Here is a 26,439-nt window from a genome sequence, read left to right as displayed (position 1 = left end):
GGGCCAAGTGCGAGTACGGAGCCGACAGGTCTTCATGGAATATTTTCTGCAGCAGCTGATCAACGGCATCACGCTCGGGTCGATCTACGGGCTGATCGCCATCGGTTACACCATGGTGTACGGCATCATCGGCATGATCAACTTCGCCCACGGCGAGATCTTCATGATCGGTGCCTTCATCGCGCTGACGACGTTCCTGGCATTGGCGGCGCTCGGCATCACCTTCCTGCCGCTGGTGCTGGTGATCATCCTGATCGTCGCGATGCTCTTCACCGCCCTGTGGGGCTGGACGATCGAGCGGGTCGCCTACCGGCCGTTGCGCGGTTCGTTCCGCCTCGCGCCGCTGATCACGGCAATCGGCATGTCGATCTTCCTGCAGAACTTCGTACAGGTCACGCAGGGCGCCCGCGTCAAGCCGCTGCCGCCGCAGATCAGCGGCGGGATCACCTTGATGGACAGCCCCAACGGCATCGTCGTGCAGATCTCGACCATGCAGATGATCATCATCCTGACGACCATCATCCTGATGACCGGCTTCACGCTGCTGATCAACCGCACCTCGCTCGGACGCCAGCAGCGCGCCTGCGAACAGGACCAGAAGATGGCCGCCCTGCTCGGCGTCAACGTCGACCGGACCATCTCCCTGACTTTCGTCATGGGTGCCGGTCTCGCCGCGGTCGCCGGCCTGATGTACCTGCTCTATTACGGCGTCATCGACTTCTATATCGGTTTCCTCGCCGGCGTGAAGGCGTTCACCGCGGCCGTCCTGGGCGGCATCGGCTCGCTGCCCGGCGCCATGCTCGGCGGCCTTGCGATCGGACTGATCGAGACGTTCTGGTCGGGCTACTTCTCGGTCGAATATAAGGACGTCGCGGCCTTCTCGATCCTCGCCATCGTGTTGATTTTCATGCCGTCCGGGCTGCTCGGCCGGCCCGAAGTCGAGAAGGTCTGAGCCGATGTCGTCCTTTGACCCGACCGCAGAATACACGCCCGAGGGCGCGGAACGGCAGGAGGAAGAGCGGCGCACCGCGGAGCGCGGCGAACCGCCCTTCGTCGAAGCGGCCGCCTCCGACAGCCGTCTTGTCGGCTCGCTCAAGGAAGCGGGCATCACCGCCGCCATCGTCGCCGCCATCACGCTTTGCTTCTTCGCCTTCCGCACCGATATCGGCGTTGGCGGACTCGACCTGATGATGCGCTGGCCGCTTTGGCTGATCTGGATCGCGATTGCCTTTGTCGGGCGCTTCGCGCTCTCCTTCCTCATCTATCGGGCAGAAAAGCCCGTCGCGAAGGCGGCGACGTCGCCAAGCCGTCAGCGGACGCTGCGGTCGGTGGGCAAGGCGCTCGGTGTACTGTTCCTGCTGTTCGCGCTGACGCTGCCCTTCCTGCTCGACGTCGCGCTGCCCAGCCAAAACCGGTATCTGCTCGACCTCGCCATTCTGATCCTCACCTACGTGATGCTCGGCTGGGGTCTCAACATCGTCGTCGGGCTCGCCGGCCTGCTCGATCTCGGCTACGTCGCCTTCTATGCGGTGGGCGCCTATTCCTTCGCGCTGCTCGCCCAGAATTTCGATCTCGGCTTCTGGGTCTGCCTGCCGATGGCCGGGCTCTTCGCCGCGCTCTGGGGCATCATGCTGGGCTTTCCGGTGCTCAGGCTGCGGGGCGACTATCTGGCGATCGTGACGCTCGCCTTCGGCGAGATCATCCGTGTCGTGCTGCTCAACTGGTATGACTTCACCGGCGGGCCGAACGGCGTGCTGGGCATTCCCAAGCCGACGCTCTTCGGCCTGGAGTTCAGCCGCGGCGAAGGCTCCTTTTCCGAATTCTTCGGGATCGACTACAATCCGATCCAGCGCTTCATCTTCCTCTATTACATCATCCTGGCGCTGGCGCTGCTGACCAACTTCATCACGCTGCGGCTGCGCAAGCTTCCGGTCGGTCGGGCCTGGGAGGCGCTGCGCGAGGACGAAATCGCCTGCCGCTCGCTCGGCATCAACACCACCAACGTCAAGCTCAGCGCCTTCGCGACCGGGGCGATGTTCGGCGGGTTCGCCGGCTCGTTCTTCGCCACGCGCCAGGGCTTCATTTCGCCCGAGAGCTTCACCTTCATGGAATCGGCGATCATCCTGGCGATCGTCGTGCTCGGCGGCCTCGGCTCGCAGGTCGGCGTGGTGATCGCCTCGGTGGTGATGATCGGCGGCCTGGAGCTGTTGCGCAATCTCGACTTCCTGCATCAGATCGGGTTCGACCCCACGCAATACCGCATGCTGTTCTTCGGCTTGGCCATGGTGCTCATCATGGTGTGGAAGCCGCGCGGGCTGATCTCGTCCCGCTCGCCCTCGGCGATCTACAAGGAAAAGAAGACGATCGGCGCCGACATGGTCGCGCAGGGCGAGGGTCACTGATGTCGAACAGCATGCAATCCTGGGCCACCGACCCCGTCCTCAAGGTCGAGCATCTCACCATGCGCTTCGGCGGCCTGGTGGCGATCGACGACCTGTCCTTCGACGTCGGCCGCGGCGACATCACGGCGCTGATCGGCCCCAACGGCGCCGGCAAAACCACCGTGTTCAACTGCGTCACCGGCTTCTACAAGCCGACCGAGGGTCGGATTTCGCTGCGCCGCGGCAGGGCGATCGCCGACGACGTCATCCGTAACGTGACGGCGAGCGGCCGCCAGTTCGCGGGCACCGGCGACGATGCCGTTTTCCTGCTGGAGCGGATGAACGACTTTCGCATCACCGAAGTCGCCGGGGTGGCGCGGACTTTCCAGAATATCCGCCTGTTCGGGGGCATGACGGTTCTGGAAAATCTGCTCGTTGCGCAGCACAACAAGCTGATGACGGCGTCCGGCTATTCCATCGCCGGCCTGCTCAACCTGCCCGGCTATCGCCGCGCTGCTCAAGCCGCGAAGGAAAAGGCGGTGTTCTGGCTCGAGCACACGGACCTTCTGGACCGTGCCGACGATCCGGCGGCGGACCTGCCCTACGGCGCCCAGCGTCGGCTGGAGATCGCGCGCGCCATGTGCACGGATCCGGTGCTGCTCTGCCTCGACGAACCGGCGGCCGGCCTCAACCCGCGCGAATCGGCAGAGCTCAATGCGCTGATCAAATATATCCGCGACGAGCATGGCGTCTCGGTGCTCCTGATCGAGCACGACATGGGCGTGGTCATGGAGATCTCCGACCATATCGTCGTGCTCGACTATGGCCGGAAGATTTCCGACGGTACGGCGGAAGCGGTGCGCAACGATCCGCGGGTCATCGCCGCCTATCTCGGCGTCGACGATGCCGAGGTGGAGGCCGTCGAAAGCGATCTAGACCAAGACGGTGCGATGACCGACGCACCGGCAAGCGCAGGAGGGGTGCGGTCGTGAGCGCGCTGGCACAAGAGCCGAAGGGCGCGCCGTTGCTGGCCGTGCGCGGCGTCGAGACCTTCTACGGCAAGATCCAGGCGCTCAGGGGCGTCGACATCGACGTCTACGAGGGCGAGATCGTCACGATGATCGGCGCCAACGGCGCCGGCAAGTCGACGCTGATGATGACGATCTGCGGCAATCCGAAGGCCCGCACCGGCCAGATCGTCTACCGCGGCGAGGACATCACGCAGCTGCCGACCCACACCATCATGGCCAAGTCGATCGCCCAGGCGCCGGAAGGACGGCGCATCTTCGGGCGCATGACGGTGATGGAAAATCTCCAGATGGGCGCCATCATGGAGGACGACAGCTATTTCGACGACGATCTGAAGCGCGTCTTCGAGCTGTTTCCGCGCCTCAAGGAGCGCCAGGGCCAGCGCGGCGGCACCCTGTCGGGCGGCGAGCAGCAGATGCTGGCGATCGGGCGCGCCCTGATGAGCCGGCCGCGCCTATTGCTTCTCGACGAACCCTCCCTCGGCCTGGCGCCGTTGATCGTCAAGCAGATCTTCGAGGCCATCCGTGAACTCAACCGCAGCCAGGGCCTCACCGTCTTCCTGGTGGAGCAGAACGCCTTCCACGCGTTGCGGCTCGCCCATCGCGGCTACGTGATGGTCAATGGCGCCATTACGATGTCCGGAACGGGCCGCGAATTGCTGGCCCGCGAAGAGGTGCGCAGCGCCTATCTGGAAGGAGGAGCGCACTGATGGACAACGCGATGGGCCTTTTGTGGGAAGTCTCGATCTGGGAGTTCCTATTCGTCACCGTCGTCCTGGGTGGCGGTGCGGCGTGGATGATCGGCCGCTCGACGGCCCTGACATGGAGCGGCTGGAGTATTGCCGGCTTCTATGTCTTGCTTTTGACCATCGCCGTCCGCTTCATCCATTTCAGCCTGTTCGGCGGGTCGTTTTTCTTGCCGCCCGAAACATTTGGCACGGCGCTCCACTATGCGATCGTCGACTTCGTGGTGCTGTTCGCACTCGCGGCGGCCGGCCGCACCGTCGTGCGGAATCGCCAGATGCGCCGGCAATACGGTTTTCTCCAAGCCCAGGGCAGGCAGGCTGCCGAATAAATCAGCCTGGACAAAATTTAGGCCTGGGTTATGTCAACTAGGGCCGATTTCTATCGCTGATCCCCAGCAGGTCGGGGACCAAGGATCTGCCGAGAATAAAGCGTTACAATCGCAACAAGAGGGAAGGTGTCATGAAGAAAGTACTCTTGGCCGGAGCAGCCATCAACGTTCTCTTCGCCGGCGCGGCTTTTGCCGACATCACCATCGGCGTCGCGGGCCCGATGACCGGCCAGTATGCGAGCTTCGGCGAGCAGCTTCGCGTCGGCGCCGAGCAGGCGGTCGAGGACATCAACGCCGCCGGTGGCGTGAATGGCGAGAAGCTGGTTCTGTCCGTGGGCGACGACGCCTGCGACCCGAAACAGGCCGTGGCGGTCGCCAACCAGTTCGCTTCGCAGGGTGTGCCCTTCGTCGCCGGCCACTTCTGCTCGGGCTCATCGATTCCCGCGAGCCAGGTCTATGCCGACGAAGGCATCGTCCAGATTTCGCCGGCCTCGACCAATCCGGCCTTTACCGACGACCGGCCGGGCGAAGGCATCTACCGCGTCTGCGGGCGTGACGATCAGCAGGGCGAAGTCGCCGGCCAGTACATCGTCGACAATTTCGCCGATACCAAGGTCGCCGTAATCAACGACAAGACCGCCTACGGCAAGGGCCTGGCGGACGAGACGCAGAAGGCGATGGAAGCAGCCGGCAAGAAGCCGGATCTGGTCGAATCCTATACGGCCGGCGAGAAGGACTACACCGCGCTCGTCACCAAGCTGAAGCAGGCCGGCATCGGCCTTCTCTACATCGGTGGCTACCACACCGAGGCCGGCCTGATGGCCCGCCAGATGAAAGAGCAGGGCATGGACACGATCATCATGTCCGGCGACGCTCTGGTCACCGACGAATATTGGGCGATCACCGGCGATGCCGGCCAGGGCACGCTGATGACCTTCTCGCCCGATCCGCGCAAAAACGAGGCAGCCAAGCCCGTCGTCGACAAGCTGGCCGAGAAGGGCGAGACCGCCGAGGGTTACGTGCTCTACACCTATGCCGCGATCCAGGCCTGGAAGGACGCCGTGGAGAAGGCTGGCTCGACCGATTTCGATCCGGTCGTCAAGGCGCTCGACGACGGCACGTTCGACACGGTGATCGGATCGCTCGAGTTCGACGACAAGGGCGACGTCACCCTGCCCGGCTATGTCGTCTACGAGTGGAAGGACGGCGCCTACGACTACGTGGCCGAGGCTAAATAAACCGCCTCGTCCGATCCACGAAGGCATAAAAAGTCCCCCGGCACGACCGTGCCGGGGGACTTTTTCATCGGCGGTTTGGGAGGAGGGCTCGGCGGGAGGCGCCGAGCATGCCGACGAGAGGGTCAGGCGATCGTCATCGCGTCGCGCACAGCCGGATAGAGCGCCCGATAGCGGGCATAGGCCGCCTCGAAAGCCTCGCCGAGTTCCGGCTGGGGCTGGAAGCGCTCGGCCAGCGGCGGCAGCGTGAGAACGGCCCGAGGATCGGCCCCCGTCGCAGCACAAAGACCGAGCCGCGCCGCGCCGAAGGCCGCACCGAAGTCGCCGCTCTCCGGCAGCACGATTTCGGTCTTCAGAACGGTCGCCATCAGCTTCAGCCAGTAGCGCGAGCGCGATCCGGCGCCCACCGCGATGAGGCGCTCGACCTCGCCGGTGCCGCCGCCCGCTTCCAGGCAGTCCCGCATCGAGAAGGTGACGCCTTCGAGCACGGCCTTGACCATCGCCCGCCGGTCTGTGTCGGCCTCCAGCCCGGCGAAGACGCCGCGGATCGCCGCATCATTGTGTGGCGTGCGCTCTCCCGACAGATAGGGCAGGAAGACGATGCGGCCGGGTTCTTCCAACTGCTCGCCGAGGAGAGCGGTCAGGTCGCCCGGCGCCTGCTGCAACAGCCGCGACAGCCATTCCAGCGAGCCGGCCGCCGACAGAGTCACGCCCATCTGGTGCCACAGTCCCGGAATGGCATGGCAGAAAGTGTGGAGCGCGGTTTCAGGCACCGGATCGTAGCCGGCCGACGCGGTGAAGAGCACGCCCGACGTGCCGAGCGAGAGAAAGCCGGTGCCCGGTTCGACCACGCCGACGCCGGCCGCCGAGGCCGCATTGTCGCCACCGCCGCCGGCCACCGCGATATCCGCCTTCATGCCCCATCGCGCGGCCAGTTCGGCGCGCAGGCCACCGCTTCTCTCGGTGCCCTCCACCAGACGCGGCATTGCCGACAGTGGCAGATTGGTGCGCTCCAACATGCGCAGCGACCAGTCCCGCTTGCCGGTGTCGAGCCAGGAGGTGCCGGCGGAATCCGACATCTCGGAGACGGCTTCGCCGGTCAGCCACAGCCGCAGATAGTCCTTGGGAAGGAGCACCCGCCTGACCTTGGCGAAGATCTCCGGCTCGTTGCGCGCCACCCAGAGCAGCTTCGGCGCGGTGAAACCGGGAAACACGATGTTGCCGGTGATCGCCTGGGACTCGGCGTCGTTGAGCTCTTCGGCCTCCTTGTAGGAGCGCGTGTCGTTCCACATGATGCAGGGGCGCAGCACGGCGTCGCCTTCGCCCAGAATGGTGGCGCCGTGCATGTGGCCGGACAGGCCGATGCCCTCGACGGCGGCGAGCGCCTCCGGCTGCTCGGCCTTCAGCTTGTCGAGCACCGCCTCGGTGGCGGCGATCCAGCTCGCCGGATCCTGCTCCGACCAGCCGAAATTGGGCCGCTCGACGGTCAGCGGAACGCTGGCCGTGGCGATCGCCGCCTGATTGTCGTCGATAAGAAGCGCCTTCAGCGAAGACGTGCCGAGATCAAGCCCCAGATAGGTAGCCATGGGTTTCCTCCCCTTGAGGTTCAGGCGAAACGCCGAGCACAACCTTCGCCCCTATCGTCATCCCGGGCACGACCCGGGATCCATTCCAAAGTCCTGGCCATTGCCGCAGCGGTCGCTCGGAGGCCACCCCTCCTCGACCAGCGCGGGAGAGGAAACGGCGTGGCATGGATCCCGGGTCAAGCCCGGGAGGACGAAAGGCATAAGGCTCTTTCGTCCTCGCCTCCATGCCAACGGCCGACGTCATGCAGGCATCCGCATCAGACGTAACGGTTGAGAACGCCTTCGAGATACTCCTGGCGCCCCGACCGCGGCTGCGGATTGAGCGACTGCGCCCGCTCCGCCACCTGCTCCAGGCTGCGCTCGCCGGCCAGCACGGCTTTGGCCTCCGGCTCGTCCCAGCCGGAATAACGCTCGGCCAGCGGGCCTTCGAGCGCCTTGTCGGCCAGCATCTTTTCGGCGGCCAGGAGGCCGCGCGCGCAGGCATCCATCGAGGCGACATGGGCGATCAGGAGGTCGTCCGGGTCGATCGACTGGCGCCGGATCTTGGCATCGAAATTGAGGCCGCCGGTTGTGAAACCGCCGTGCTTCAGGATCTCGTGGAAGAGCAGCGTCGTCTCGGTGACGTTCATGCCGAACTGATCGGTGTCCCAGCCGAGCAGATCGTCGCCGCGGTTGATGTCGATCGAGCCGAAGATGCCCAGGGCATAGGCCAGCCTCACCTCGTGATCAAAGGAATGGCCGGCCAGGATCGCATGGTTCTGTTCGATGTTGACTTTGACGTCGTTCAGCAGGTCGTAGCGCTCCAGGAAGCCGTAGACGGTCGCAACGTCGTAGTCGTACTGGTGCTTGGTCGGCTCCTTCGGCTTCGGTTCGATCAGGATCGGGCCTTCGAAGCCGATCTTGTGCTTGTAGTCGACGAGCATCGACAGGAACCGGCCAAGCTGGTCGAGTTCGCGCTTCAGATTGGTGTTGAGCAGCGTCTCGTAGCCCTCGCGGCCGCCCCAGCAGACGTAGTTGGCGCCATTCAGCCGCTTGGTGGCGTCGATCGCCGCCTTCACCTGGCCGCAGGCATAGGCGAAGACATCGGGATCGGGATTGGTGGCCGCGCCGCCCATGAAACGGCGGTTCGAGAACAGATTCGCGGTGCCCCAGAGCAGCCGGGTCTTCGACGTTTCCATCTTCTTTTCGAAGATGTCCACGATGGCGTTCAGATTGGCGATCGACTCCGGCAACGACGCGCCCTCCGGCGCCACGTCGACGTCGTGGAAGGCGAAGAACGGCATGTCGAGCAACTCGAACATGTCGAAGGCGACATCGGCCTTCTGACGCGCCATTTCCATCGGATCGGAGCCGTGCATCCACGGCCGCATCAGCGTCTCGCCGCCGAAGGGATCGCTGCCCGGCCAGGTGAAGGAATGCCAGTAGGCGGCGGAGAAGCGCAGATGCTCCTCCATCCGCTTGCCCATCACCATCCGGTCCTTGTCGTAGAAGCGGAACGCCAGGGGATCGGCCGAGCCCTCGCCTGCGAAGGCGACCGGAGTCGAACGAGAGAAAAAGGATGTCACTGTCATAGAATCGGGTCTCCCAAAGGCGGAACCTGTCGAGCGACTTCGGCCCACCAAGCTTTTTGATGTACGTACCTCACATTACCCATCGTCTGCAATAGAGCTTTGCAGGACGACGGGGACACCGGAGCTGCTCGGCGGAGCCACCGCGGCCGCAAAGGGCGGGAACGCGGCGCGGCAGGAGGCTTCGGTCACTGCCTCCCCGATGGTGCGTCATTTGGCAGCGGAAGAATGCGTGACCACCGGACCCGGCTCTGCATGATCTGCTTGCCGCAGCCGCCGTGATCGCGCTACCTCTTCGTGTTCGCACCGCAGCATCAGCGGTATCTCCCCTCGCCCGAAGGAATGGTCATGAGCCGCACTGTTTATGTCAATAGCGCCTTTGTGCCGGAAGAAGAGGCCACCGTGTCGATCTTCGATCGCGGTTTCCTGTTCGCCGACGCCGTCTATGAGGTTACCTCCGTGGTGGGCGGTAAGCTGATCGACTATGCGGGCCATATGCAGCGGCTGCGACGCTCCCTCGGCGAACTGGAGATGCCCTCGCCGCTCGACGACGAGGCCCTGCTCGGCGTGCACCGCGAACTGGTCGCCAGAAACGGGATCGACGAGGGCCTGGTCTATCTCCAGGTGACGCGCGGCAATGCGGGCGACCGCGACTTCGTGTTTCCGCCAGCGGAGACGGCACCGACGCTGGTGATGTTCACCCAGACCAAATCGGTGGTCGACAGTCCCATCGCGGTGCGCGGCATCAAGGTCGTCTCCATGCCGGACATCCGCTGGGGACGCTGCGACATCAAGACGGTGCAGCTTCTCGCCTCCGCCATGGCGAAGATGGAAGCCAAGCACCATCACGTCGACGACGCCTGGATGGTGCGCGACGGGCTCGTCACCGAGGGCTCGTCCAACAACGCCTATATCGTGACCGAGGACGGTACCATCGTCACGCGCGAGCGCTCGCAGTCGATCCTGCATGGCATCACCCGCGCGGCGATCCTGCGGCTGGCGGAGGAATCGGGGCTGACGGTCGAGGAGCGCGGCTTCTCGATCGAGGAGGCTCAGGCAGCCCAAGAAGCCTTCATCACCTCGGCGACGACCTTCGTCCATCCGGTGATCGAGATCGACGGCGCGCGGGTCGGCGGCGGACAGCCCGGCCCGGTCGCGCGGCGACTACGCGAGATCTACATCGAGGAGAGCCTGAAAACCGCGATCTGAGGCCTGGACCGCCGGCGCTGGGCCTGCCCATCCGCCCCTTCCATGTGCGGTCCATCTTGACCTTGGTGCGGATGCAGTCGACCGTCGCTCTTCATGAGCGCGATTCGATCCATTTGTGTCTACTGCGGTTCCTCGCCCGGGCACGATTCCATTCACCTGGAAGCCGCCCGGAGCCTCGGGCGGTCGATGGCCGAGGCCGGCCTGCGCCTCGTCTACGGCGGCGGCACGCGGGGCGTCATGGGTGCCGTCGCCGATGCGGTACAGGAGGCCGGCGGCGCGGTGACCGGCATCATCCCGCGCTTCCTGATCGACATGGAGGCGAACGGTGAGGAGCTGAAACGCCTCGACGAACTGCACGTCACCGAAGACATGCACCAGCGCAAGCACATGATGTTCCGCCATTCCGATGCCTTCGTGGCGCTGCCCGGCGGGATCGGCACGCTGGAGGAACTGGTCGAGATCATGACCTGGAGCCAGCTTGGCCGCCACGCCAAGCCGATCGCCATCGCCAATATAGGCGGGTTCTGGGACCCGCTCCTGAAGCTGGTCGACCATATGCGCGATGCGGGCTTCATTCACCGCGCGCAGCATCTGCGGCCGCTGGTCGTCGACCAGGCGCAGGATATCGTGCCGGCGATCCTCGCCGCGCCCACCGACGGGCCGCATGAGGAGGCAAGCGGCTTCATCGAACGCATGTGACGGGTTGCTCGGCGGGTCGGGAGGCTTATTTCTCAGGCCTCCCGACAACAACATGAGGTCCGCTTCCTTCCATGGCCGAACGCCAGACGCCGCCCAAAATCGAAGTCCGCACCGCCCGCAAATCCGATATCGACGCGATCATCGCCCTGTCGGCCAAGGTTTTCCGCGATGAAGCGCCCTACACGCGGGGCACGATCCAAGGCCAGCTCTCAAGCTTCCCGGACGGGCAGTTCGTGGTGCTCTACGAAGGCACGGTGGTTGGCTATGCCGCGACGATGATGGTGCCGGAAGAGCGCGCCTTCCGCGAACACAGCTGGGCCGAGATCACCGGCGGCGGCTATGCCAGCCTACACGATCGGCACGGCGACTGGCTTTATGGCATCGAGGTCTGTGTCGATCCGGACTATCGCCGCCAGCGCATCGGCAAGCGGCTTTACGACGCCCGGCGGCGGCTGTGCCACGATCTCGACCTGAAAGGTATCGTCTTCGGCGGCCGGATGCCCGGCTACCAACGCCATCGCCGACGCTATCCGGAGCCGCGGGCCTATCTGGAAGCGATCCGCAACCGCGAGGTCAACGATCCGGTCGCCACCTTCCACATCCAGGCCGGCTTCGAACCGGTCAAGGTGCTGCGCAACTACTATCCCGAAGACAAGGCATCCGGCGGCAACGGCGTGCTGATGTGCTGGAACAATCCCTATTACGATCCGGCGCGCGAGGCGCAACCCGTCAATCGCGGCAATCCCGACGTGGTGCGGGTGGTGACGGTCCAGATGGAAGCGCGCCAGATCGGCGCGCCCGACGATTTCTACAAGGCGGTGGAGTATTTCGTCGAGGTGGCGGCCGACTACGGTGGCGACTTCGTGGTCTTTCCCGAACTCTTCACCTTGATGCTGCTCTCCTGCGAGCCGGAAACGCTCGCTCCGGACGCCGCGATCCAGCGGCTGTCCGAGCATACGCCCGACTTCGTCGAGCGCCTGTCGCAGATGGCGATCCGCCGCAACATCAACATCATCGGCGGCAGCCACGCCACCAAGACCGACGACGGCGACATCCAGAACGTCGGCTACGTCTTCCTGCGCGACGGCTCCGTGCACGCCCGCGAGAAGATCCACCCGACGCCGAACGAGCGGCAGTACTGGTCGATCAAGGGCGGCGACCCGATCGACACGGTGGAGACGGACTGCGGACCGATCGGCCTGATGATCTGCTACGATTCCGAATTTCCGGAGATCGCGCGCCGCCTCGTCGACCAGGGCGCGCGCATTCTCTTCGTGCCCTTCAACACCGACACCCGCCACGGTTATCTGCGGGTGCGCTACTGCTGTCAGGCGCGCGCGGTGGAAAACCAGTGCTACGTCGTGACCTCGGGCATGACCGGCAATCTCGGCAATGTCGACAATCTCGATATCGAATACGCGCAGTCCGGCATCTTCACGCCGTGCGACTTTCCCTTCGCGCGCGACGGCATCGCGGCGGAGACCAGCGAAAATGTCGAGATGGTGGCCGTCGCCGATCTCAATCTGGCGGCGCTCTCCTGGGCGCGCTTCGAAGGATCGGTGAGAAACCTGCGCGATCGCCGCTTCGATCTCTACCGCACGCGCTGGAGCGACGGCGGCTGAGGTCGTAGGGCGATCTGCGTTCGGGCTGAATCGCGGTGCCGCTCCAATCTCCCGTTTTCCCGCGTGAGGTGGGACCGAAAAGTCTGCAACTTTTCGGCATCACGCTCTATTCGGCGGGCGACGAGCAGGCGGTCGTGGCCTTGGCCAGCGCCGCCCTGCGCCGCGCCCTGCCCTTGGCGAACAGCGACCAGGTGTAGACGGCCAGCGCACCCCAGATGAAGGCGAAGGCGGTGAGCTGCCAGAGCGAGAAGGGCTCGCCGAAGACGAAGACTGCGATCAGGAACATGCCGGTCGGCGCCAGATATTGCAGGATGCCGATGGTGGTGAAATGCAGCAGGCGAGCGCCCGCGGCGTAGAGGATCAGCGGCACCGAGGTCATCGGTCCGGCGAGGACGAGCAGCAGGGTCTCGTTACGGTTCGCCAGGAAGTGATGCGCGTCGGGCAGCAGCACCAGAACCAGCAAGGACGGCAGAGCCAGGATCACCACCTCGACGAAGAAGCCATCCGAGGCGCCGACCGGCACGACCTTGCGCACCAGTCCGTAGAAGCCGAAGGTCAGCGCCAGGATCAGCGAGAGATAGGGCACGCCGCCGGCCTTCACCGTCATGATGGCCACGCCGATCGCGGCCAGCGCGATCGCCACGCCCTGGCGCCGGTCGGGCCGTTCGCCCAGAAAGATCGTCGCCAGAAGCACGTTGATGAGCGGGTTGATGTAGTAGCCGAGCGACGCCTCCATCAGATGGCCGCTCGCCACCGCATAGATGTAGACGCCCCAATTGGTCGAGACGAGGGTCGCGGTCAGCGTGGCCAAGGCCAGCGTGCGCGGGCTGCGAAAGTGGCGCCACACCGAGCCGAACGTTCCCTGCCACCACAGGATCAGCGCGGCGAAGGGAATCGACCAGAGGATACGGTGAGCCAGGACCTCGAACGCCGGCACATGGTCGAGCGCCTTGAGGTAGAAGGGCATGAGCAGCCCCCAGATGGCATAGGCGCCGATCGCGTAGCCGTATCCCCGCCTGTCCTCGCCGTCCGCCGTTGCCATGCTCGCCCGCCATCCATCGAAACGGTCGATGTAGCAGAGCGCCGATCCGCTCACATCCCGATTTTGGTGATTCCAGCAATCAGTTTCGTTGATGGGTAGAACGGAACGGGCACGGACCGACAACGAGCCCCGCCACGGCTCCCCACCTTGCAGCCATGGCGCAGGGCAACAATCCTGGATTTAGCTGTCCTTGCCCGCGTACCGGTCCGTGGCGCGGATGAGGCGGTCGAGGATGCCCGGTTCGTTGTAGGCATGACCGGCGCCCTCGATCAGATGAAAGTCGGCGTCGGGCCAGGCGAGGTGGAGATCCCAGGCGGTGCGCATCGGGCACGGCATGTCGTAGCGGCCGTGCACGATGGTGCCGGGAATGCCCTTGAGGCGTCCGGCGTCGCGGATCAGTTGCCCTTTGTCCAGCCAGCCGTCGTGCACGAAATAGTGGTTCTCGATCCGCGCGAATGCGAGGGCGAAGTCCTCGTCGCCGTGCTGGCTGGTGAGCGACGGGTCGGGCAGGAGCGTGATGGTCCCGCCCTCCCACAGGCTCCAGGCCTTGGCGGCCGCGACCTGCTCGGCCCGGTTCGAGCCCGTCAGCCGGCGCCGGTAGGCCGCGATCAGGTCGTCGCGCTCGGCCTGCGGGATCGGGGCAACGAATCGCTCCCACTTGTCGGGAAACATCTCCGAGACGCCGAACTGATAGTACCAGGACAGTTCCGCCCGCCGCAGCGTATAGATGCCACGCACGACCAGTTCGCTCACCCGCTCAGGATGGGTTTCGGCATAGGCGAGCGCCAGGGTCGAGCCCCAGGAACCGCCGAACACCAGCCATTTTTCCACGCCCATCAGGGCGCGCAGCCGCTCGATGTCCGCGACGAGGTGCCAGGTCGTGTTGGCCTCCAGTTCGGCGTGCGGCGTCGAGCGGCCGCAGCCGCGCTGGTCGAACAGCAGGACGTCATAACGGGTCGGGTCGAACAGGCGGCGGTGGGCCGATCCGCAGCCCCCGCCGGGTCCGCCGTGCAGAAAGACCGCCGGCTTTGCCCCCTTGGTGCCGCATCGCTCCCAATAGATCCGATGGCCGTCGCCGACGTCGAGCATGCCGTGCTCGAACGGTTCGATCTCCGGATAGAGCCCACGTAACTCGCTCATGTCGCTCGCTTACCTCGTTGGTTCGTCGGTTTCGGTCTCGTGGTCGGGATGCTGGAAGGACACCATATCCAGAAGCTCGGGATGCTGCCTGGCGTCCTCGTCCGTGGTCGTCGCCGGCAGGTCGTGCAGCCGGTCGAAATAGGGCAGCGTACCCTCGGCGCCGCACTGGCTGGCCGGGGCGATGGCCGAGGGGTCGTCGAACGCGCCGATCGCCAGCGCGATGCCGTGCGGTGCCTCATAGGTCAGCGGCGTGCCGCAGTCGGGGCAGAAGCCCCGCAGGATCCTGTTGGACGACTGGAAGCGCTTCGGTTCGGCCCGAGTCCATCTCAGGTCCCCCAGCTTGGCGGAGACGAGAGGCGCGAAAAAACCACCGAAGGCCTTCTGGCACATGCGGCAATGGCAGATGTGCGGATTGCTGAGCGTGCCCTCGATGCGGAAGCGGACGGCGCCGCACTGGCAGCCGCCCGTGTAGATGGGCTTGTTGTCGAGCGTCATCGTCCCTCCTGACTTTCGTCGATGTCGGCGCGCTGCGCCCGATCGGACCCGTCTGCTTCGGTGAAACTATGGCCGGGACCGCGGTTTCCCACTGCGGCGTCAGGTCTCCGCGAAACGGTCCGTCGCCGCCAGAAGCTCCTGCAGGATGCCGGGCTCGGAAAAGGCATGGCCCGCCCCTTCCACCATGCGGTAGTCGGCGCGTGGCCAGGCTTTCCAGAGCTGCCAACTCGTCTCGCCGGGCGTCACGACGTCGTAGCGCCCCTGCACGATCACGCCGGGAATGTCGCTCAGCCGATGGGCGTTGGCGATGAGCTGCCCATCCTCCAGCCAGCCCCGGTGCAGAAAGTAATGGTTCTCGATTCGCGAGAAGGCGATGGTCGCCTCGCTGGCGTTCGGCATGCCAACGGCGCGCGCACGGGTGCGCAGCATCACCGTCTGGCCTTCCCAGTCCGCCCAGGCGCGGGCCGCCTCCAGCCGCACCGCGCGCTCACGGTGAGTGAGACGCTCGCGGTAGGCGGCGATCAGGTCTCCCCGTTCCTCCTGCGGGATCGGCGCCAGAAACTCCTCCCACTTGTCGGGAAAGAGCTTGGCCGCACCCCCGGCATAGAACCAGTCGAGTTCGGCCTGGCGGCAGGTGAAGACGCCGCGCAGGATCAGCCCGGTCACCCGGTCAGGATAGGTCTCGGCATAGGCGAGCGCCAGCGCCGCGCCCCAGGAGCCGCCAAACACCAGCCAGCGGTCGATCCTGGCCACCTCGCGCAGCCGCTCCATGTCGGCGACGAGGTCCCAGGTGGTGTTCTCCTCCAAAAGCCCCGTCGGCTTGGAGCGGCCACAGCCGCGCTGATCGAACAGGAGGGTCTTGTAGCGCTCCGGGTCGAACAGCCGGCGGTGGGCCGGGCTGCAGCCGCTGCCCGGACCGCCATGCAGGAACACCGCGGGGATGCCGTCCGGATTGCCGCAGAGCTCCCAGTAGATCTCGTGGCCGCCGCCCACCGAAAGACGCCCGTATTCGTAAGGCTCGATAGGCGGGTAGAGCGGCCTCTCCGCCCCGATCAACGTTTCACCTCCCAGGTGGTGATGCGCTCGCCGGTCTCCGGATCCTTGCCGTCCTTGAGCTGGATGCCCTGGGCGAGAAGCTCGTCGCGGATGCGGTCCGCCTCGGCCCAGTTTTTGGCCTTGATGAGATCGAGGCGACGGGCGATGCGGTCGGTGACCGACTGGTCGACCGTTTGCTCGCGACGAGGATCGATGCCGAGCAAGGCCAGCGCCGACAAGGCGGCATCCGCCCTGCCCTCGTCGAAGGCACGGTGGATCGCCGCGATCGCTTCGGAAAAGCCGAGATCGTCGGAGAGCGCCGCAACGACCGCCTCGTCCACCAGCGAAGGATCCGCCGTGGCGTCGGCCGCGAAGCGCTCCCAGCGGTCGAGTTCGCGCGACGCCTCCTCCAGCTTGGCCAGCGTGAAGTCGATCGGCTCGCGATAATGCGTCTTGAGCAGCGCCAGTCGCAACACTTCACCCGGCCATTTACGGCCGCCGAAGGTCTCGGTCTCCAACAGGTCGTGGATCGTGACGAAGTTGCCTTCCGACTTCGCCATCTTGCGGCCTTCGACCTGAAGATAGCCGTTGTGCATCCAGACCTGCGCCATGCGGCTGGTGCCATGGGCGCAGCGCGACTGGGCGATCTCGTTCTCGTGGTGCGGAAAGATCAGGTCGAGCCCGCCGCCATGGATGTCGATCTCCTTACCGAGATGCGCGCCGCTCATCGCCGAGCACTCGATGTGCCAGCCGGGCCGTCCGAGCCCGTCGATGCCGCCGGGCGACGGCCAGCCGGGCTCGCCCTCCGAGGACGGCTTCCAGAGCACGAAATCCGTGGCGTCCTTTTTGTAGCTCGCCACCTCGACGCGCGCGCCGGCGATCATCTCGTCGAGCGAGCGCCGGGAGAGCTGGCCGTAATCCGGCATGGACGGCGTATGGAAGAGCACATGCCCCTCGGCGACATAGGCATGACCCTTGGCGATGAGCTCGTCGATCATCGCCTTCATCGCCTCGATATGATCGGTCGCGCGGGGCTCGATCGAAGGCGGCAGCGCGCCGAGTGCGGCGATGTCCTTGTGGAACTGCTCGGCCGTCGCCGAGGTCACCCTGGCGATCGCTTCGTTGAGCGGCAGATCCGGATAGTCGCGGGCCGCGCGCGCGTTGATCTTGTCGTCGACGTCGGTGATGTTGCGCGCATACGCCACATGCGCCTCGCCGTAGAGATGGCGCAACAGGCGGTAGAGCACGTCGAAGACGACGACGGGTCGGGCGTTGCCGATATGGGCGTAGTCGTAGACGGTCGGACCGCAGACATACATCTTGACCCGCTTGCGCTCTGCCGGGATCGTCGCGTCCTGCCAGTCGAGCGGCCGCAACTCCTCCTTGGCCCGGGTCATGGTGTTGAAGAGCCGCAGCCCCTTGTATCCGTCGTCCATCGTCCTCTCCTGGCCACCTGCACTTTGACATAGCGCATGGCGGCCGACATCTCAGCGTGTCTTGGTTTCTATGCGCTATCATCAACGGCGCGAAGCACAAACCCCAGAGGGTTGGCGATGCGGCCAGGCGACCCTGCCGCGCGCACCCCGCAACCAGAAAAGTGGAAGACGTACCTCTGCCCCGGCCAACATATGGGGAGACCGCAACGGTGCTATGCGGCTCCGGCCCTGGTCAGGTCGAAAGATCGTGGTCAGATTGAAGCCAGGAGCTGCCTCTATGATGCCGAAATCATAGAGTTACCATGCAACCTCCGCACGTCCGGCGGGCAAATGGCACATGGACTGATATCATGAACAGCATCTCTCCCGAATTCCGATCGAAGAACGAACGCGACCAGGAAGTCGACATCGATCATCACTATCACTCGCTCGGCATCGCGGCCGTGGCCGCCGCCAGCCAGCCGTGCTGCAGGAGCCATGGCGAGACGGCGGTCGAGCACGACCGTGAGTTCGAATCAGGCGACCTCGACTAACAGATTCGTCGCCAGCGTCGCCATCACGGCGGCGATGACGAGATCGAGGATTCTCCAGGATATCGGTTTGGCAAACAGCGGTGCCAGCAGTCTGGCACCGTAGCCGAGCGCGAAGAACCAGGCGAAGGACGCCGTCGCGGCCCCTATCGCGTAGGCGAGACGGTCCTGTGGCGTGGCAAAGCGTGCCGACAGGCTGCCGAGCAGGACCACCGTGTCGAGATAGACGTGGGGGTTCAGAAAGGTCAGCGCCAGGCAGGTGAGCGCCGCCGCCTTGAGCGAGGCGGCGCCGTCGTCATCCCTGGCCTTCAGCGCTTCGCCGGAAAACGCGCGGCGAAGCGCCAATGCCGCATACGCATAGAGAAAGATCGCGCCGCCGACCGCAACGACGGCGATCAGGCGCGGGTGGCTGGAAATCAGGCTGCCCAGTCCGGCGACCCCGGCGGCGATCAGTACCGCATCGGACAGCGAGCAGATCAGGCAGAGCGCCAGCACATGCCGGCGCACCAGCCCCTGGCGCAGGACAAAGGCGTTCTGCGCCCCGATCGCCACGATCAGGCTGAGGCCGAGCAGAAACCCGGCCGTCGCGGCGGCCAGCATTGCGGCGCCTTAAGCCCGTCAGTGCGCCGCGACGAAGGCGGTAAGCAGCCGCCGTGCTGCGTCGAGATCGCGCTTATCGATCATCTCGGCCACGGTGTGGATGTAGCGGGTGCCCACCACGATACCCACCGCACGGGCGCCCGAGGCCGTCTGCTGCACCGCCGCGCCGTCCTGGCCGCCGCGGGCGAGAATGGTGCGCTGATAGGCGATGTCGTTGGCCTTGGCGAGCGCCTCGAACTCGCGGATAAGCTCGATATCGGCGATGAAGGAGCCATCCTTCATGTGCAGGCCGACGCCATTGCCCTGAATGGTGGTGCGATCCTTGTCGGGCACGCCCGGCGTATCGCAGGAGAGCGTCGTGTCGACACCGATGCCGATATCCGGCTGCACGCCGAAGGACGCGGTCTTGGCGCCGCGCAGGCCGACCTCCTCCTGGGCGGTGAAGGCGACGGTCAGCTCGCAATCATGCTCGACCTTCCCCTCGACCAGCGCCCGCACGGCCTCCAGTCCGAGCCAGCAGGCGATGCGGTTGTCGAGCGCCTTGGATACGATCTTGTCGCCCATTTCCTCGAACGGTTCGTGCATCACGACATAGTCGCCCACCTGGACGAAGTCCTTGGTGGCGGCGCCATGGCCGATGTCCACGAAGAACTCGTTCGGCTCCGGCATCTTCTTGCGCTCTTCGGCCGACTGGATGTGGATCGGCTTGCCCTCGGCGTTCATCACGCCCCGGTGGTCGCCGGTCTCGGTGCACACCAGCACGCGGCGCGAGAACAGGTTGCGTGGATCGAAGCCGCCGACGGGATCGACGTTGATGAAGCCCTTGTCGGTGACGTGCGAGACCAGGAAGCCGATCTCGTCCATATGACAGAGCAGCATCACCTTCAGCGGCTTGTCGCCCTTGCCCTTGCGGGTGCAGATGAGCGAGCCGAGCGCATCGACGCGGATCTCGTCGAACAGGCCCTCGGCCTCGCTGGTGATGAGATCACGGATGCGGCGCTCGCGGCCGGGCACGCCGGGGGTCTCGCACAGACGCTTCAGGAGATCGATGTTCACGGGGGCAAATCCTTGGAGTTTGGGCGTCAGAAAAGCGACGGCTGAACCGGCGGCTCGTCGTCCGGCGCGTCGTCGGGCCTGGGCGACGCCTGATTCGAAGCGGGGCGCTCCGTCATAGCGCGATCGAGCGGAGCCTGCACCTCCGGCCCCATATTGGCAATCCGGTTCACCTTGTCGGAGACCGGAATCGCCTCCAGCAGGTCATCGTTGGCCGGACGCAGCAGGCCGGCCACGGCGGGAGCGTCGTTTTCCCAGCAATTCAGCCAGCGGTCGAAATCGCGCGGCGCGACGACCACCGGCATGCGCTCGTGGATCGGCGAAAGCGTCGAATTGGCGGCCGTCGTCAGGATGGTCGCAGTGTCCAGTTCGCCACCGTCCGGCGCCAGCCAGGTTTCGAACAGGCCGGCGAAGGCCATCAGCCCGCCCACCTTCGGCCGGACGAAATACGGCTCGGCCTTCGCCTTGCCCTGCCGCCGCCATTCGTAGAAGCCGGTGGCCGGCACCAGGCAGCGGCGGTGGCGCATGGCGGCGCGGAACGCGCTCTTTTCGTGGGTCGATTCCGAGCGGGCGTTGAAGAGCAGCGGAAACCCCTTGAGATCCTTGACCCAGGAAGGGATCAGCCCCCAGCGCACCAGCCGCGCCTGGCGTTCGGGATTGTCGGCGTCGGGCCGCTCGCGGCGGCCGCCGGCGACGATCAGGATCGGCTGCGTGGGGGCGATGTTGTAGCGCGGCGGATATGGCTCCGCCGCCCGGATCGCCATCAGCTCGGCCAGGATGTCGTGAGATGCCGTCAGCGCAAACCGTCCGCACATGCCGGCCGTTGAGCCTCAGGCGGGGAGCGGTGTCAAGGGCGGGCGGCCGCGCGGAACACGACGGACATCGGCCCGATAGTATGATAGCCAAAAGACCTTGTTGCGATCCACTCAGCGCCGGTGCTCATGACCTCGCCTTATCGCGTCCTCGACCACGCCCGTATTCCCGAATTGCCCAATCCCTATTTCGGGAAGGTCCGGGATTGCTATGACCTGCCCGACAACCGGCGCATCCTGATCGCGACCGACCGGATCTCCGCTTTCGACCGCATCCTCGCCTCGATTCCGTTCAAGGGGCAGGTCCTGACGCAGCTGGCGCGGTACTGGTTCGAGACCACCGCCGACATCTGCGAAAACCACGTGCTCGACTATCCCGATCCCAACGTCGTGGTCGGCAAGAAACTGCGGGTCCTGCCGGTCGAAATCGTCGTGCGCGGATATCTGGCCGGAACCACCGGCACATCGATCCTCACCCGCTACAAGAAGGGCGAGAGGGTCATGTACGGACACGCGTTTCCTGACGGGCTTCGCGACCACGAGAGGCTCGCGGGCCCGATCATCACGCCCACCACCAAGGCCTTCGACGGAGGGCATGACGAGCCGTTGGCCGTCGATGAAATCGTCGAACGGGGCCTGCTGACCGAAGATCAGTGGAACTCCGTCTCCACCGCGGCCATCGCCCTGTTCACGCGAGGACAGGCGATGGCCGCCGACCGAGGGCTGATCCTGGCCGATACGAAGTACGAATTCGGCACCGACGAGGCGGGAGCCGTCATTCTGGCGGACGAGATCCATACGCCGGACAGTTCGCGCTTCTGGCTGGCCGAGGGATACCAGGAGGCGTTCGAACGCGGCAACCGCCCGCCGTCGCTCGACAAGGATATCGTCCGCGCCTGGGTCGATGCCCGCTGCGACCCTTACCGCGACCCGATTCCGGCCATCCCGGACGATCTGATCGAAGCCGCGTCAAAGACGTATATCGACGCGTATCAGACGATCACGGGCCAGGCCTTCGAACCCGATCTCTCGGGTGAGACGCCGCTGGCGCGCATCCGGCAGAACCTGTCGTCCTACTTTTTGCCTTCATAAGACCGCCGGTCTCCGCCGCCGGGAATAGTCGCGCCAGAGCGGTCGGACCGATCCGGCGAATGCCGGGAGCGGATAGCGGCTGAGACGGCTCCTCCCGTTGGCCAGCGGGGCCGGTCGGCGTAGAGTCGCGAAATGATCGCGCGCGCTCCCCTGCTCGGTGTATCCGTTTGCCTGTTCCGGGCTGAAAAGGTGCTGCTGGTGGAGCGCGGCCGACCGCCGGCGCTCGGCCTGTTGAGCCTGCCGGGCGGCAAGGTGCGATTTGGCGAGCGGCTCGAAGAGGCGCTGCGGCGTGAGGTCATGGAGGAAACCGGTCTCGACGTGGCCCGCTTCGCCTTCGTCTGCCTGCACGAGGCGATCAGTCCGGAGGACGGAACCCATGCGGTGATCGCCGTCTATCGCGGCGCGCAAGGCCTGCCCGTCGACGCCGTGCCCGTTGCGGGCGACGATGCCCGCGCCGTCGGATTCCACTCTCTCGCCGGAATCGAGGAGCTCGAGCGCGACGACAAGCTCACGCCGGGCTTGGTCAAGATCGTACGCTCTGCCCACCGCGCTCATTTGGCCGGTCTGTAGGGACGGGGCCGCGGCCGGGTCCGATCGACGGCGGCCAAGGCTTGTTGCGGGAATGGCGCACCCTGCGTCAATTCACGCCAGGCATCGGCGAAGTGGTTGATTTTGTGTTAATGTCACGCCAAACCATGGCCATGATGGCATGTCGTTTCTCCTTTGGCCCGGCGGCGGGGCTGGCCTTGGCCATGGTTCTCGTCGGCCCGGTTTGCAGCCGAGCGGAAGAGGCCGGAGCCACGCCCGATGCCGCTCCGGAGGCGGTTCAGCCGTCGAACGCGCCGTTCATGAAGCCGCTCAGCCGGCTGTCGTCGATCCTCGGATCGGTGCATTTTCTGCGCAAGCTCTGCAGCGACCCCAATGCGTCCGCCTACCGCGACGAGATGGCCGCGCTGATCGATGCGCAGAAGCCCAACGAGGCGGATCGACGCATCCTGGTGTCCAGCTTCAACAGCGGCTACCGCGCCTTCGAATCGACATACCGCACATGCACGCCAGCCGCCCGAATCGCCGTCCAGCGCTATCAAAAAGAGGGGATCGCTCTGTCACGGGAGATTAGCGCAAGGTACGGCAATTAACATTCCCTTAACGATCCCGACCGTTCGAGACTTAAAATTTGCGCGGTCGTGTTAGAGTTTTGACAACCAATGAGCCAGGGGGACCCTTTCATGATCGATTTGCAGGGCGCCGAACTCGATGAAGTCATCGCCGCCGAAAAGAAGCAGGTCGCCCTCGAATACCACAACGAGGCCTGGGCGGACGGGATTTCCGACGGCATCGAGGCCGAGATTCTCGCAGAGACCGCCATCGCTACGGCATTGACCGAGCTTGTTCGCCTGCACGGCGAGGAAGAGGTCCTGCAGTTCGTCAAGGAACTGCAGCAGCGCGTCGAATACGGAGAGTTTCGCCAGAACCGCCCCCTGCAATAGAGCCGGCAGGCGCACACTCCTGGACGCACGAGAGCGAAGGATCGGGAAGATGGCCGCGCATCGCCTGTTCCGCGTGTTGATGCAGACCGCACTTGTCGCGGGCGCCCTGGGCGCCGCGAGCAGCGCTTTTGCGCTCTCGCAGATCGGAACCGACGGCGAGGAACCGGCGAAGGAAGGCATCATCGCGGTGCCCCTGCCGCCGCTCGATCTCGATGAGACCGCGCCCACCGATACCGACGACAATGACGACGTCTCGGAACCGGAGGAAATCGTCCCGGCGACGGGGACGGACCAGCCCGATGTCGACGAGGGCGAGCCCGCCCCGGACCAAGCGACCGCGACCACCGATACGCCGACCGACGTCCTCTACGGGGACGAGGACCTTCCGCGCCCGGTGCGCGACCTGCGGCAGCGCCTGATGGACATCGCCAGGACCGGCGAGGTCGAAAAGCTGCGGCCCTATCTGGAGACCGGTCCCGAGGGCACCGTGCTGAGTTTCGGCACCCAGACCGAGGACCCGATCGCCTTTCTGAAGGAATTGTCCGGCGACGGCGAAGGTGCGGAAATCCTCGCGATCCTGCTCGAGGTCCTGGAGGCCGGACACGTGCACAACGAGCCGGGCACCGACAACGAGATCTATGTCTGGCCCTACTTCACCCAAATGTCGCTCGACACCCTGACGAAGCGGCAGATGGTGGAGCTGTTTGAACTGGTCACGGCCGGCGACTTCGAGGCGATGAAGGGGTTCGGCGCCTATAATTTCTACCGTGTCGGGATTACGCCCGACGGCCGTTGGCAGTTCTTCGTCGCGGGCGACTGAACTCCTCGCTCCGGGCGGCTCTTTCGGCGGCACGGCCGCCACGTCGAGGCCGCCGACGTTGCAAGAACTCTACACCCGCCTCCTCAGCGTCTGTCGATTGCGGCGAAATGTTGACCGCCTTTCCCGGCCCCTGTAGCAACGCGGATGGGAATGGTTCTGCCGCAAGGTGGATAAAAGGGAACGCGGTGAAGCGCTTCGGCGCCGACTCCGGGGCTGCCCCCGCAACTGTAACCGGAAAGTCGTCTTCCATCGAAGCGTGAGACGAGCACGCTTCAGCCACTGAGCCCAATGCTTGGGAAGGCGGAAGAGCGACGTCGATCCGGAAGCCAGGAGACCTGCCAATCCCGGTCACCCAGCTTTGGTACGGGGCGTGCCGAGGCGCGGTTGTCCGTGCGGTGACGTGAGCAACATGTCGCCGTGTGTCCGGATGGCCGGGGCCGGAATCGTCCGCGATTCCATGATCCACCGTTCGCTTCCGAGGAAGACCCGCGGCTCCAGCCGAATGCCGTTCGCGCATTCGCGGCGACCTCGAGGGGAACGAAATGAAGACGAAGATCCTGGTTCTGACGCTGGTGGCGGCTGCCGGTGCGAGTGCGGCCTACGCGCAAGAGGACGAAACCGCGCTCGAAACGGTGGTGATCACCGCCGGCCGCACGCCGGAAGCCGCCGAAAAGGTCGGGCGCGCCTATACGGTCATCACGGCCGAGGAGCTCGAAGAGCACCACATCCAATACGTCTCTGACGCACTGCGCCTGGTGCCGGGCGTCGCCGTCTCGCAGGCCGGTTCGCGCGGCAGCCTCACGCAGGTGCGCATTCGCGGCACCGAGGCCAACCATGTCCTCGTCCTGATCGACGGCATCGAGGCCAGCGAAACCTCGACGGACGGCTACGACTTTTCGAACCTGCAGACGGCAGGGATCGAGCGGATCGAAGTTCTGCGTGGCCCGCAAAGCGCGTTCTGGGGCTCGGACGCCGTCGGCGGCGTGATCAACATCATCACCAAGACCGGCATGCGAAACGGTCATGAAATCACGGCCAAGAGCGAAGTCGGCACCGACGGCACGGTGCTCGGTTCGGTCTCCCTCCTCGGTGGTGGAGAAACATTCGACGCCGGGGTCACGGCCAGCTATCGCCGCTCCGACGGCTACAACATCTCTCCCTATGGCGACGAGGACGACGGCGACCGGAACTTCACGCTGAACGGAAAGTTCAACGCCGACATCACGCCCGATCTGCGCCTCGACGGCTCGCTGCGTTTCGTCGACCGGAAGAGCGACTACGACGCGCAGGACTTCTCATACGACCCGGTCACCTTCGCCGCCGGGTCCTCTTACGGCCTGGTGCTCGACACCGACAATCAGACCGACACGCAAGACGTGCTCGGACAGCTCGGGCTCACCTGGACGTCGCTGGACGGCGCCCTGACGCAGGAAACCCGCGTGTCGGGCAACCACTATACGCGCGACGAACTGGAGGACGGCGACGAGGTCGAGGGCGGCTCCAAGGGCGGGCGGACGAAGGCCAGCTATCAGGCCTCCTACGCGTTCGATACGCCGTCCTTCGCGGACGCGCATCATCAGCTGACGGGGGGCATCGACTGGGAGCGCGAGACCTTTCAGTTGACGGAGCCGCGCAGCGCGGGTGCGTTGGACGACGAGAAGTCGCGCGAGACCTATGGTTTCGTCGGCGAGTATCGCGGCGAGTTCTTCGATCAGCTCTACCTGGACGCTGCCGTCCGGCACGACCTCAACGACGACTTCGCCGACGCCACGACCTTCAGCCTCTCGGGGGCCTGGGAGATCCCCAACGCCGATACGCGCCTGCACAGCTCCGTCGGGACCGGCGTGACCAACCCGACCTTCACCGAGCTCTACGGCTATTATCCGGCCTATTTCGTCGGCAATCCCGATCTCGAGCCGGAGGAGAGTTTCGGCTGGGACGTCGGCATCGGGCACGACTTCGCAGACGGCCTGGTGGTCGCCGATCTCACCTATTTCCACCAGGATCTGGAGAACGAGATCTACAGCAACGGTTCGACCGTCATCAACATGGACGGCACCAGCAAGCGCCAGGGCATCGAGGCCTCGTTGACGATCAACCCCTTCCCCGGCTTCTCCGCCACCGCAACCTATACCTATACCGACGCCGAGGATCCGGACGGTGACGAGGAAGTGCGTCGGGCGCCCCATTCCGGCTCGCTCAACGCGTCCTACCAATTCTACGAGGGCCGCGCGCGCGTCTTCCTCGACGCCGTCTTCAACGGCGAGATGAAGGACTACGACTACCACACGGGCCGCGCCACCTACTCGACCACGACGGCCACCTTGGACAGCTATACGGTGGTCAATCTCGGCGGCAGCTACAAGTTCACCGACGTGCTGGAAGGCTACGCCCGGGTGGAAAACCTGTTCGACGAGGAGTATCAGGAGGTGTACGGCTACGAGGCGCAGGGCCGCACGGCCTTCGTCGGACTGAAGGCGACGTTCTAAGG

26 protein-coding genes and 1 riboswitch are annotated in these 26,439 nt (G+C 65.2%); of the genes, 16 read left to right on the top strand and 10 right to left on the bottom strand.

The genetic code is table 11. From position 1 onward, the window contains the following. Positions 1-34: 34 nt before the first annotated feature. The 6 genes from SMD10_RS17505 (at position 35) to SMD10_RS17480 (ending at position 5,722) form a co-directional block, all read left to right on the top strand. Positions 35-952 carry an ABC transporter permease subunit gene (locus SMD10_RS17505; protein WP_331687026.1) on the top strand — a complete coding sequence of 306 codons (918 nt, stop codon included), beginning with the start codon at positions 35-37 and terminating at the stop codon, positions 950-952. Between the two features lie 4 nt (positions 953-956). Then, positions 957-2,402: a high-affinity branched-chain amino acid ABC transporter permease LivM gene (gene livM, locus SMD10_RS17500; RefSeq protein WP_331687025.1), complete on the top strand. Its 1,446-nt coding sequence runs from the start codon at positions 957-959 to the stop codon at positions 2,400-2,402. Beyond that, positions 2,402-3,373, top strand: a complete 972-nt coding sequence (locus tag SMD10_RS17495) for an ABC transporter ATP-binding protein (RefSeq protein ID WP_331687024.1) — start codon at positions 2,402-2,404, stop codon at positions 3,371-3,373. The genes livM and SMD10_RS17495 overlap by 1 nt, the downstream gene beginning before the upstream one ends. Then, positions 3,370-4,119 (top strand): ABC transporter ATP-binding protein, encoded by a 750-nt coding sequence (locus SMD10_RS17490; protein ID WP_331687023.1) that lies wholly within the window; start codon positions 3,370-3,372, stop codon positions 4,117-4,119. The genes SMD10_RS17495 and SMD10_RS17490 overlap by 4 nt, the downstream gene beginning before the upstream one ends. Beyond that, a complete protein-coding gene (locus SMD10_RS17485; protein ID WP_331687022.1) occupies positions 4,119-4,484 on the top strand; it encodes a DUF6867 family protein in 366 nt (121 codons plus the stop codon). The genes SMD10_RS17490 and SMD10_RS17485 overlap by 1 nt, the downstream gene beginning before the upstream one ends. Positions 4,485-4,615: 131 nt before the next feature. Continuing rightward, positions 4,616-5,722, top strand: a complete 1,107-nt coding sequence (locus SMD10_RS17480) for a branched-chain amino acid ABC transporter substrate-binding protein (RefSeq protein WP_331687021.1) — start codon at positions 4,616-4,618, stop codon at positions 5,720-5,722. A gap of 122 nt (positions 5,723-5,844) precedes the next feature. Here the strand turns inward: SMD10_RS17480 and xylB are convergent, their stop codons facing one another. Both xylB and xylA read right to left on the bottom strand, forming a co-directional pair. Further along, complete coding sequence (gene xylB, locus SMD10_RS17475) at positions 5,845-7,305, bottom strand: xylulokinase (protein ID WP_331687020.1); 1,461 nt, start codon at positions 7,303-7,305, stop codon at positions 5,845-5,847. Between the two features lie 257 nt (positions 7,306-7,562). Further along, entirely contained in the window at positions 7,563-8,876 is a 1,314-nt protein-coding gene (gene xylA, locus SMD10_RS17470) for a xylose isomerase (protein ID WP_331687019.1), read from the bottom strand. A 345-nt stretch (positions 8,877-9,221) separates the two neighbouring features. Between xylA and SMD10_RS17465 the strand changes: the two genes are divergently transcribed. From SMD10_RS17465 to SMD10_RS17455, 3 genes are all read left to right on the top strand, one after another. Beyond that, a complete protein-coding gene (locus SMD10_RS17465) occupies positions 9,222-10,082 on the top strand; it encodes a D-amino-acid transaminase (protein WP_331687018.1) in 861 nt (286 codons plus the stop codon). A gap of 93 nt (positions 10,083-10,175) precedes the next feature. Beyond that, positions 10,176-10,781, top strand: a complete 606-nt coding sequence (locus SMD10_RS17460) for an LOG family protein (RefSeq protein WP_331687017.1) — start codon at positions 10,176-10,178, stop codon at positions 10,779-10,781. Between the two features lie 71 nt (positions 10,782-10,852). After that, complete coding sequence (locus tag SMD10_RS17455) at positions 10,853-12,403, top strand: GNAT family N-acetyltransferase (protein ID WP_331687016.1); 1,551 nt, start codon at positions 10,853-10,855, stop codon at positions 12,401-12,403. Positions 12,404-12,509: 106 nt separating this feature from the next. Here the strand turns inward: SMD10_RS17455 and rarD are convergent, their stop codons facing one another. The 5 genes from rarD to cysS form a co-directional block, all read right to left on the bottom strand. Next, positions 12,510-13,445 (bottom strand): EamA family transporter RarD, encoded by a 936-nt coding sequence (gene rarD, locus SMD10_RS17450; protein ID WP_331687015.1) that lies wholly within the window; start codon positions 13,443-13,445, stop codon positions 12,510-12,512. Between the two features lie 180 nt (positions 13,446-13,625). After that, entirely contained in the window at positions 13,626-14,585 is a 960-nt protein-coding gene (gene pip, locus SMD10_RS17445; protein ID WP_331687014.1) for a prolyl aminopeptidase, read from the bottom strand. A 9-nt stretch (positions 14,586-14,594) separates the two neighbouring features. Then, positions 14,595-15,080 (bottom strand): GFA family protein, encoded by a 486-nt coding sequence (locus SMD10_RS17440; protein WP_331687013.1) that lies wholly within the window; start codon positions 15,078-15,080, stop codon positions 14,595-14,597. 99 nt (positions 15,081-15,179) lie between these two features. Next, a complete protein-coding gene (gene pip / locus SMD10_RS17435) occupies positions 15,180-16,136 on the bottom strand; it encodes a prolyl aminopeptidase (RefSeq protein WP_331687012.1) in 957 nt (318 codons plus the stop codon). After that, complete coding sequence (gene cysS / locus SMD10_RS17430) at positions 16,133-17,551, bottom strand: cysteine--tRNA ligase (protein WP_331687011.1); 1,419 nt, start codon at positions 17,549-17,551, stop codon at positions 16,133-16,135. Before cysS ends, pip (SMD10_RS17435) begins: the two co-directional genes overlap by 4 nt. A gap of 350 nt (positions 17,552-17,901) precedes the next feature. On the opposite strand from cysS, the gene SMD10_RS17425 reads away from it, so the two are divergent. Next, a complete protein-coding gene (locus SMD10_RS17425) occupies positions 17,902-18,084 on the top strand; it encodes a hypothetical protein (RefSeq protein ID WP_331687010.1) in 183 nt (60 codons plus the stop codon). Here the strand turns inward: SMD10_RS17425 and SMD10_RS17420 are convergent. From SMD10_RS17420 to SMD10_RS17410, 3 genes are read right to left on the bottom strand one after another with little or no spacing between them, the layout of a single operon-like run. Then, on the bottom strand, positions 18,067-18,681 hold the full coding sequence (locus tag SMD10_RS17420; protein WP_331687009.1) for a LysE/ArgO family amino acid transporter: 615 nt from the start codon (positions 18,679-18,681) through the stop codon (positions 18,067-18,069). The genes SMD10_RS17425 and SMD10_RS17420 overlap by 18 nt on opposite strands. An 18-nt stretch (positions 18,682-18,699) precedes the next feature. Then, entirely contained in the window at positions 18,700-19,737 is a 1,038-nt protein-coding gene (locus SMD10_RS17415; protein WP_331687008.1) for a M42 family metallopeptidase, read from the bottom strand. A gap of 26 nt (positions 19,738-19,763) precedes the next feature. Beyond that, positions 19,764-20,549, bottom strand: coding sequence for an SOS response-associated peptidase (locus SMD10_RS17410; RefSeq protein WP_331687007.1), 786 nt, complete (start codon positions 20,547-20,549; stop codon positions 19,764-19,766). A 126-nt stretch (positions 20,550-20,675) separates the two neighbouring features. On the opposite strand from SMD10_RS17410, the gene SMD10_RS17405 reads away from it, so the two are divergent. The 6 genes from SMD10_RS17405 to SMD10_RS17380 all read left to right on the top strand — a co-directional run bounded on the left by SMD10_RS17405 (position 20,676) and on the right by SMD10_RS17380 (position 26,437). Continuing rightward, positions 20,676-21,638 carry a phosphoribosylaminoimidazolesuccinocarboxamide synthase gene (locus SMD10_RS17405; RefSeq protein ID WP_331687006.1) on the top strand — a complete coding sequence of 321 codons (963 nt, stop codon included), beginning with the start codon at positions 20,676-20,678 and terminating at the stop codon, positions 21,636-21,638. 132 nt (positions 21,639-21,770) lie between these two features. Then, positions 21,771-22,208, top strand: coding sequence for an NUDIX hydrolase (locus SMD10_RS17400; protein WP_331687005.1), 438 nt, complete (start codon positions 21,771-21,773; stop codon positions 22,206-22,208). Positions 22,209-22,249: 41 nt separating this feature from the next. After that, entirely contained in the window at positions 22,250-22,777 is a 528-nt protein-coding gene (locus SMD10_RS17395; protein ID WP_331687004.1) for a TIGR02301 family protein, read from the top strand. 90 nt (positions 22,778-22,867) lie between these two features. Continuing rightward, on the top strand, positions 22,868-23,128 hold the full coding sequence (locus tag SMD10_RS17390) for a hypothetical protein (protein WP_331687003.1): 261 nt from the start codon (positions 22,868-22,870) through the stop codon (positions 23,126-23,128). 49 nt (positions 23,129-23,177) lie between these two features. Further along, positions 23,178-23,948 carry a hypothetical protein gene (locus SMD10_RS17385; RefSeq protein ID WP_331687002.1) on the top strand — a complete coding sequence of 257 codons (771 nt, stop codon included), beginning with the start codon at positions 23,178-23,180 and terminating at the stop codon, positions 23,946-23,948. Positions 23,949-24,082: 134 nt separating this feature from the next. After that, positions 24,083-24,305, top strand: a riboswitch (cobalamin riboswitch). Between the two features lie 185 nt (positions 24,306-24,490). Next, entirely contained in the window at positions 24,491-26,437 is a 1,947-nt protein-coding gene (locus SMD10_RS17380) for a TonB-dependent receptor plug domain-containing protein (protein ID WP_331687001.1), read from the top strand. The last annotated feature ends 2 nt before the right edge of the window (positions 26,438-26,439 follow it).

Origin of the sequence: Consotaella aegiceratis (assembly GCF_036541425.1) — a bacterium.
Lineage (GTDB): Bacteria > Pseudomonadota > Alphaproteobacteria > Rhizobiales > Rhizobiaceae > Consotaella > Consotaella aegiceratis.
Note: the sequence above shows the minus strand (reverse complement) of the source record. Positions and strands in the feature narration are given on the sequence as shown.

What these genes read in the sequence shown, in the direction of transcription:
- SMD10_RS17460 (WP_331687017.1), top strand. Translation starts at nt 10,176, where the DNA reads ATGAGCGCGATTCGATCCATTTGTGTCTACTGCGGTTCCTCGCCCGGG.
- SMD10_RS17380 (WP_331687001.1), top strand. Translation starts at nt 24,491, where the DNA reads ATGAAGACGAAGATCCTGGTTCTGACGCTGGTGGCGGCTGCCGGTGCG.
- SMD10_RS17385 (WP_331687002.1), top strand. Translation starts at nt 23,178, where the DNA reads ATGGCCGCGCATCGCCTGTTCCGCGTGTTGATGCAGACCGCACTTGTC.
- pip (WP_331687014.1), bottom strand. Translation starts at nt 14,585, where the DNA reads ATGAGCGAGTTACGTGGGCTCTATCCGGAGATCGAACCGTTCGAGCAC.
- xylA (WP_331687019.1), bottom strand. Translation starts at nt 8,876, where the DNA reads ATGACAGTGACATCCTTTTTCTCTCGTTCGACTCCGGTCGCCTTCGCA.
- SMD10_RS17425 (WP_331687010.1), top strand. Translation starts at nt 17,902, where the DNA reads ATGAACAGCATCTCTCCCGAATTCCGATCGAAGAACGAACGCGACCAG.
- SMD10_RS17495 (WP_331687024.1), top strand. Translation starts at nt 2,402, where the DNA reads ATGTCGAACAGCATGCAATCCTGGGCCACCGACCCCGTCCTCAAGGTC.
- cysS (WP_331687011.1), bottom strand. Translation starts at nt 17,551, where the DNA reads ATGGACGACGGATACAAGGGGCTGCGGCTCTTCAACACCATGACCCGG.
- SMD10_RS17485 (WP_331687022.1), top strand. Translation starts at nt 4,119, where the DNA reads ATGGACAACGCGATGGGCCTTTTGTGGGAAGTCTCGATCTGGGAGTTC.
- SMD10_RS17405 (WP_331687006.1), top strand. Translation starts at nt 20,676, where the DNA reads ATGACCTCGCCTTATCGCGTCCTCGACCACGCCCGTATTCCCGAATTG.
- SMD10_RS17480 (WP_331687021.1), top strand. Translation starts at nt 4,616, where the DNA reads ATGAAGAAAGTACTCTTGGCCGGAGCAGCCATCAACGTTCTCTTCGCC.
- rarD (WP_331687015.1), bottom strand. Translation starts at nt 13,445, where the DNA reads ATGGCAACGGCGGACGGCGAGGACAGGCGGGGATACGGCTACGCGATC.
- SMD10_RS17420 (WP_331687009.1), bottom strand. Translation starts at nt 18,681, where the DNA reads ATGCTGGCCGCCGCGACGGCCGGGTTTCTGCTCGGCCTCAGCCTGATC.
- xylB (WP_331687020.1), bottom strand. Translation starts at nt 7,305, where the DNA reads ATGGCTACCTATCTGGGGCTTGATCTCGGCACGTCTTCGCTGAAGGCG.
- SMD10_RS17505 (WP_331687026.1), top strand. Translation starts at nt 35, where the DNA reads ATGGAATATTTTCTGCAGCAGCTGATCAACGGCATCACGCTCGGGTCG.
- SMD10_RS17465 (WP_331687018.1), top strand. Translation starts at nt 9,222, where the DNA reads ATGAGCCGCACTGTTTATGTCAATAGCGCCTTTGTGCCGGAAGAAGAG.
- SMD10_RS17410 (WP_331687007.1), bottom strand. Translation starts at nt 20,549, where the DNA reads ATGTGCGGACGGTTTGCGCTGACGGCATCTCACGACATCCTGGCCGAG.
- livM (WP_331687025.1), top strand. Translation starts at nt 957, where the DNA reads ATGTCGTCCTTTGACCCGACCGCAGAATACACGCCCGAGGGCGCGGAA.
- SMD10_RS17440 (WP_331687013.1), bottom strand. Translation starts at nt 15,080, where the DNA reads ATGACGCTCGACAACAAGCCCATCTACACGGGCGGCTGCCAGTGCGGC.
- SMD10_RS17390 (WP_331687003.1), top strand. Translation starts at nt 22,868, where the DNA reads ATGATCGATTTGCAGGGCGCCGAACTCGATGAAGTCATCGCCGCCGAA.
- SMD10_RS17455 (WP_331687016.1), top strand. Translation starts at nt 10,853, where the DNA reads ATGGCCGAACGCCAGACGCCGCCCAAAATCGAAGTCCGCACCGCCCGC.
- SMD10_RS17400 (WP_331687005.1), top strand. Translation starts at nt 21,771, where the DNA reads ATGATCGCGCGCGCTCCCCTGCTCGGTGTATCCGTTTGCCTGTTCCGG.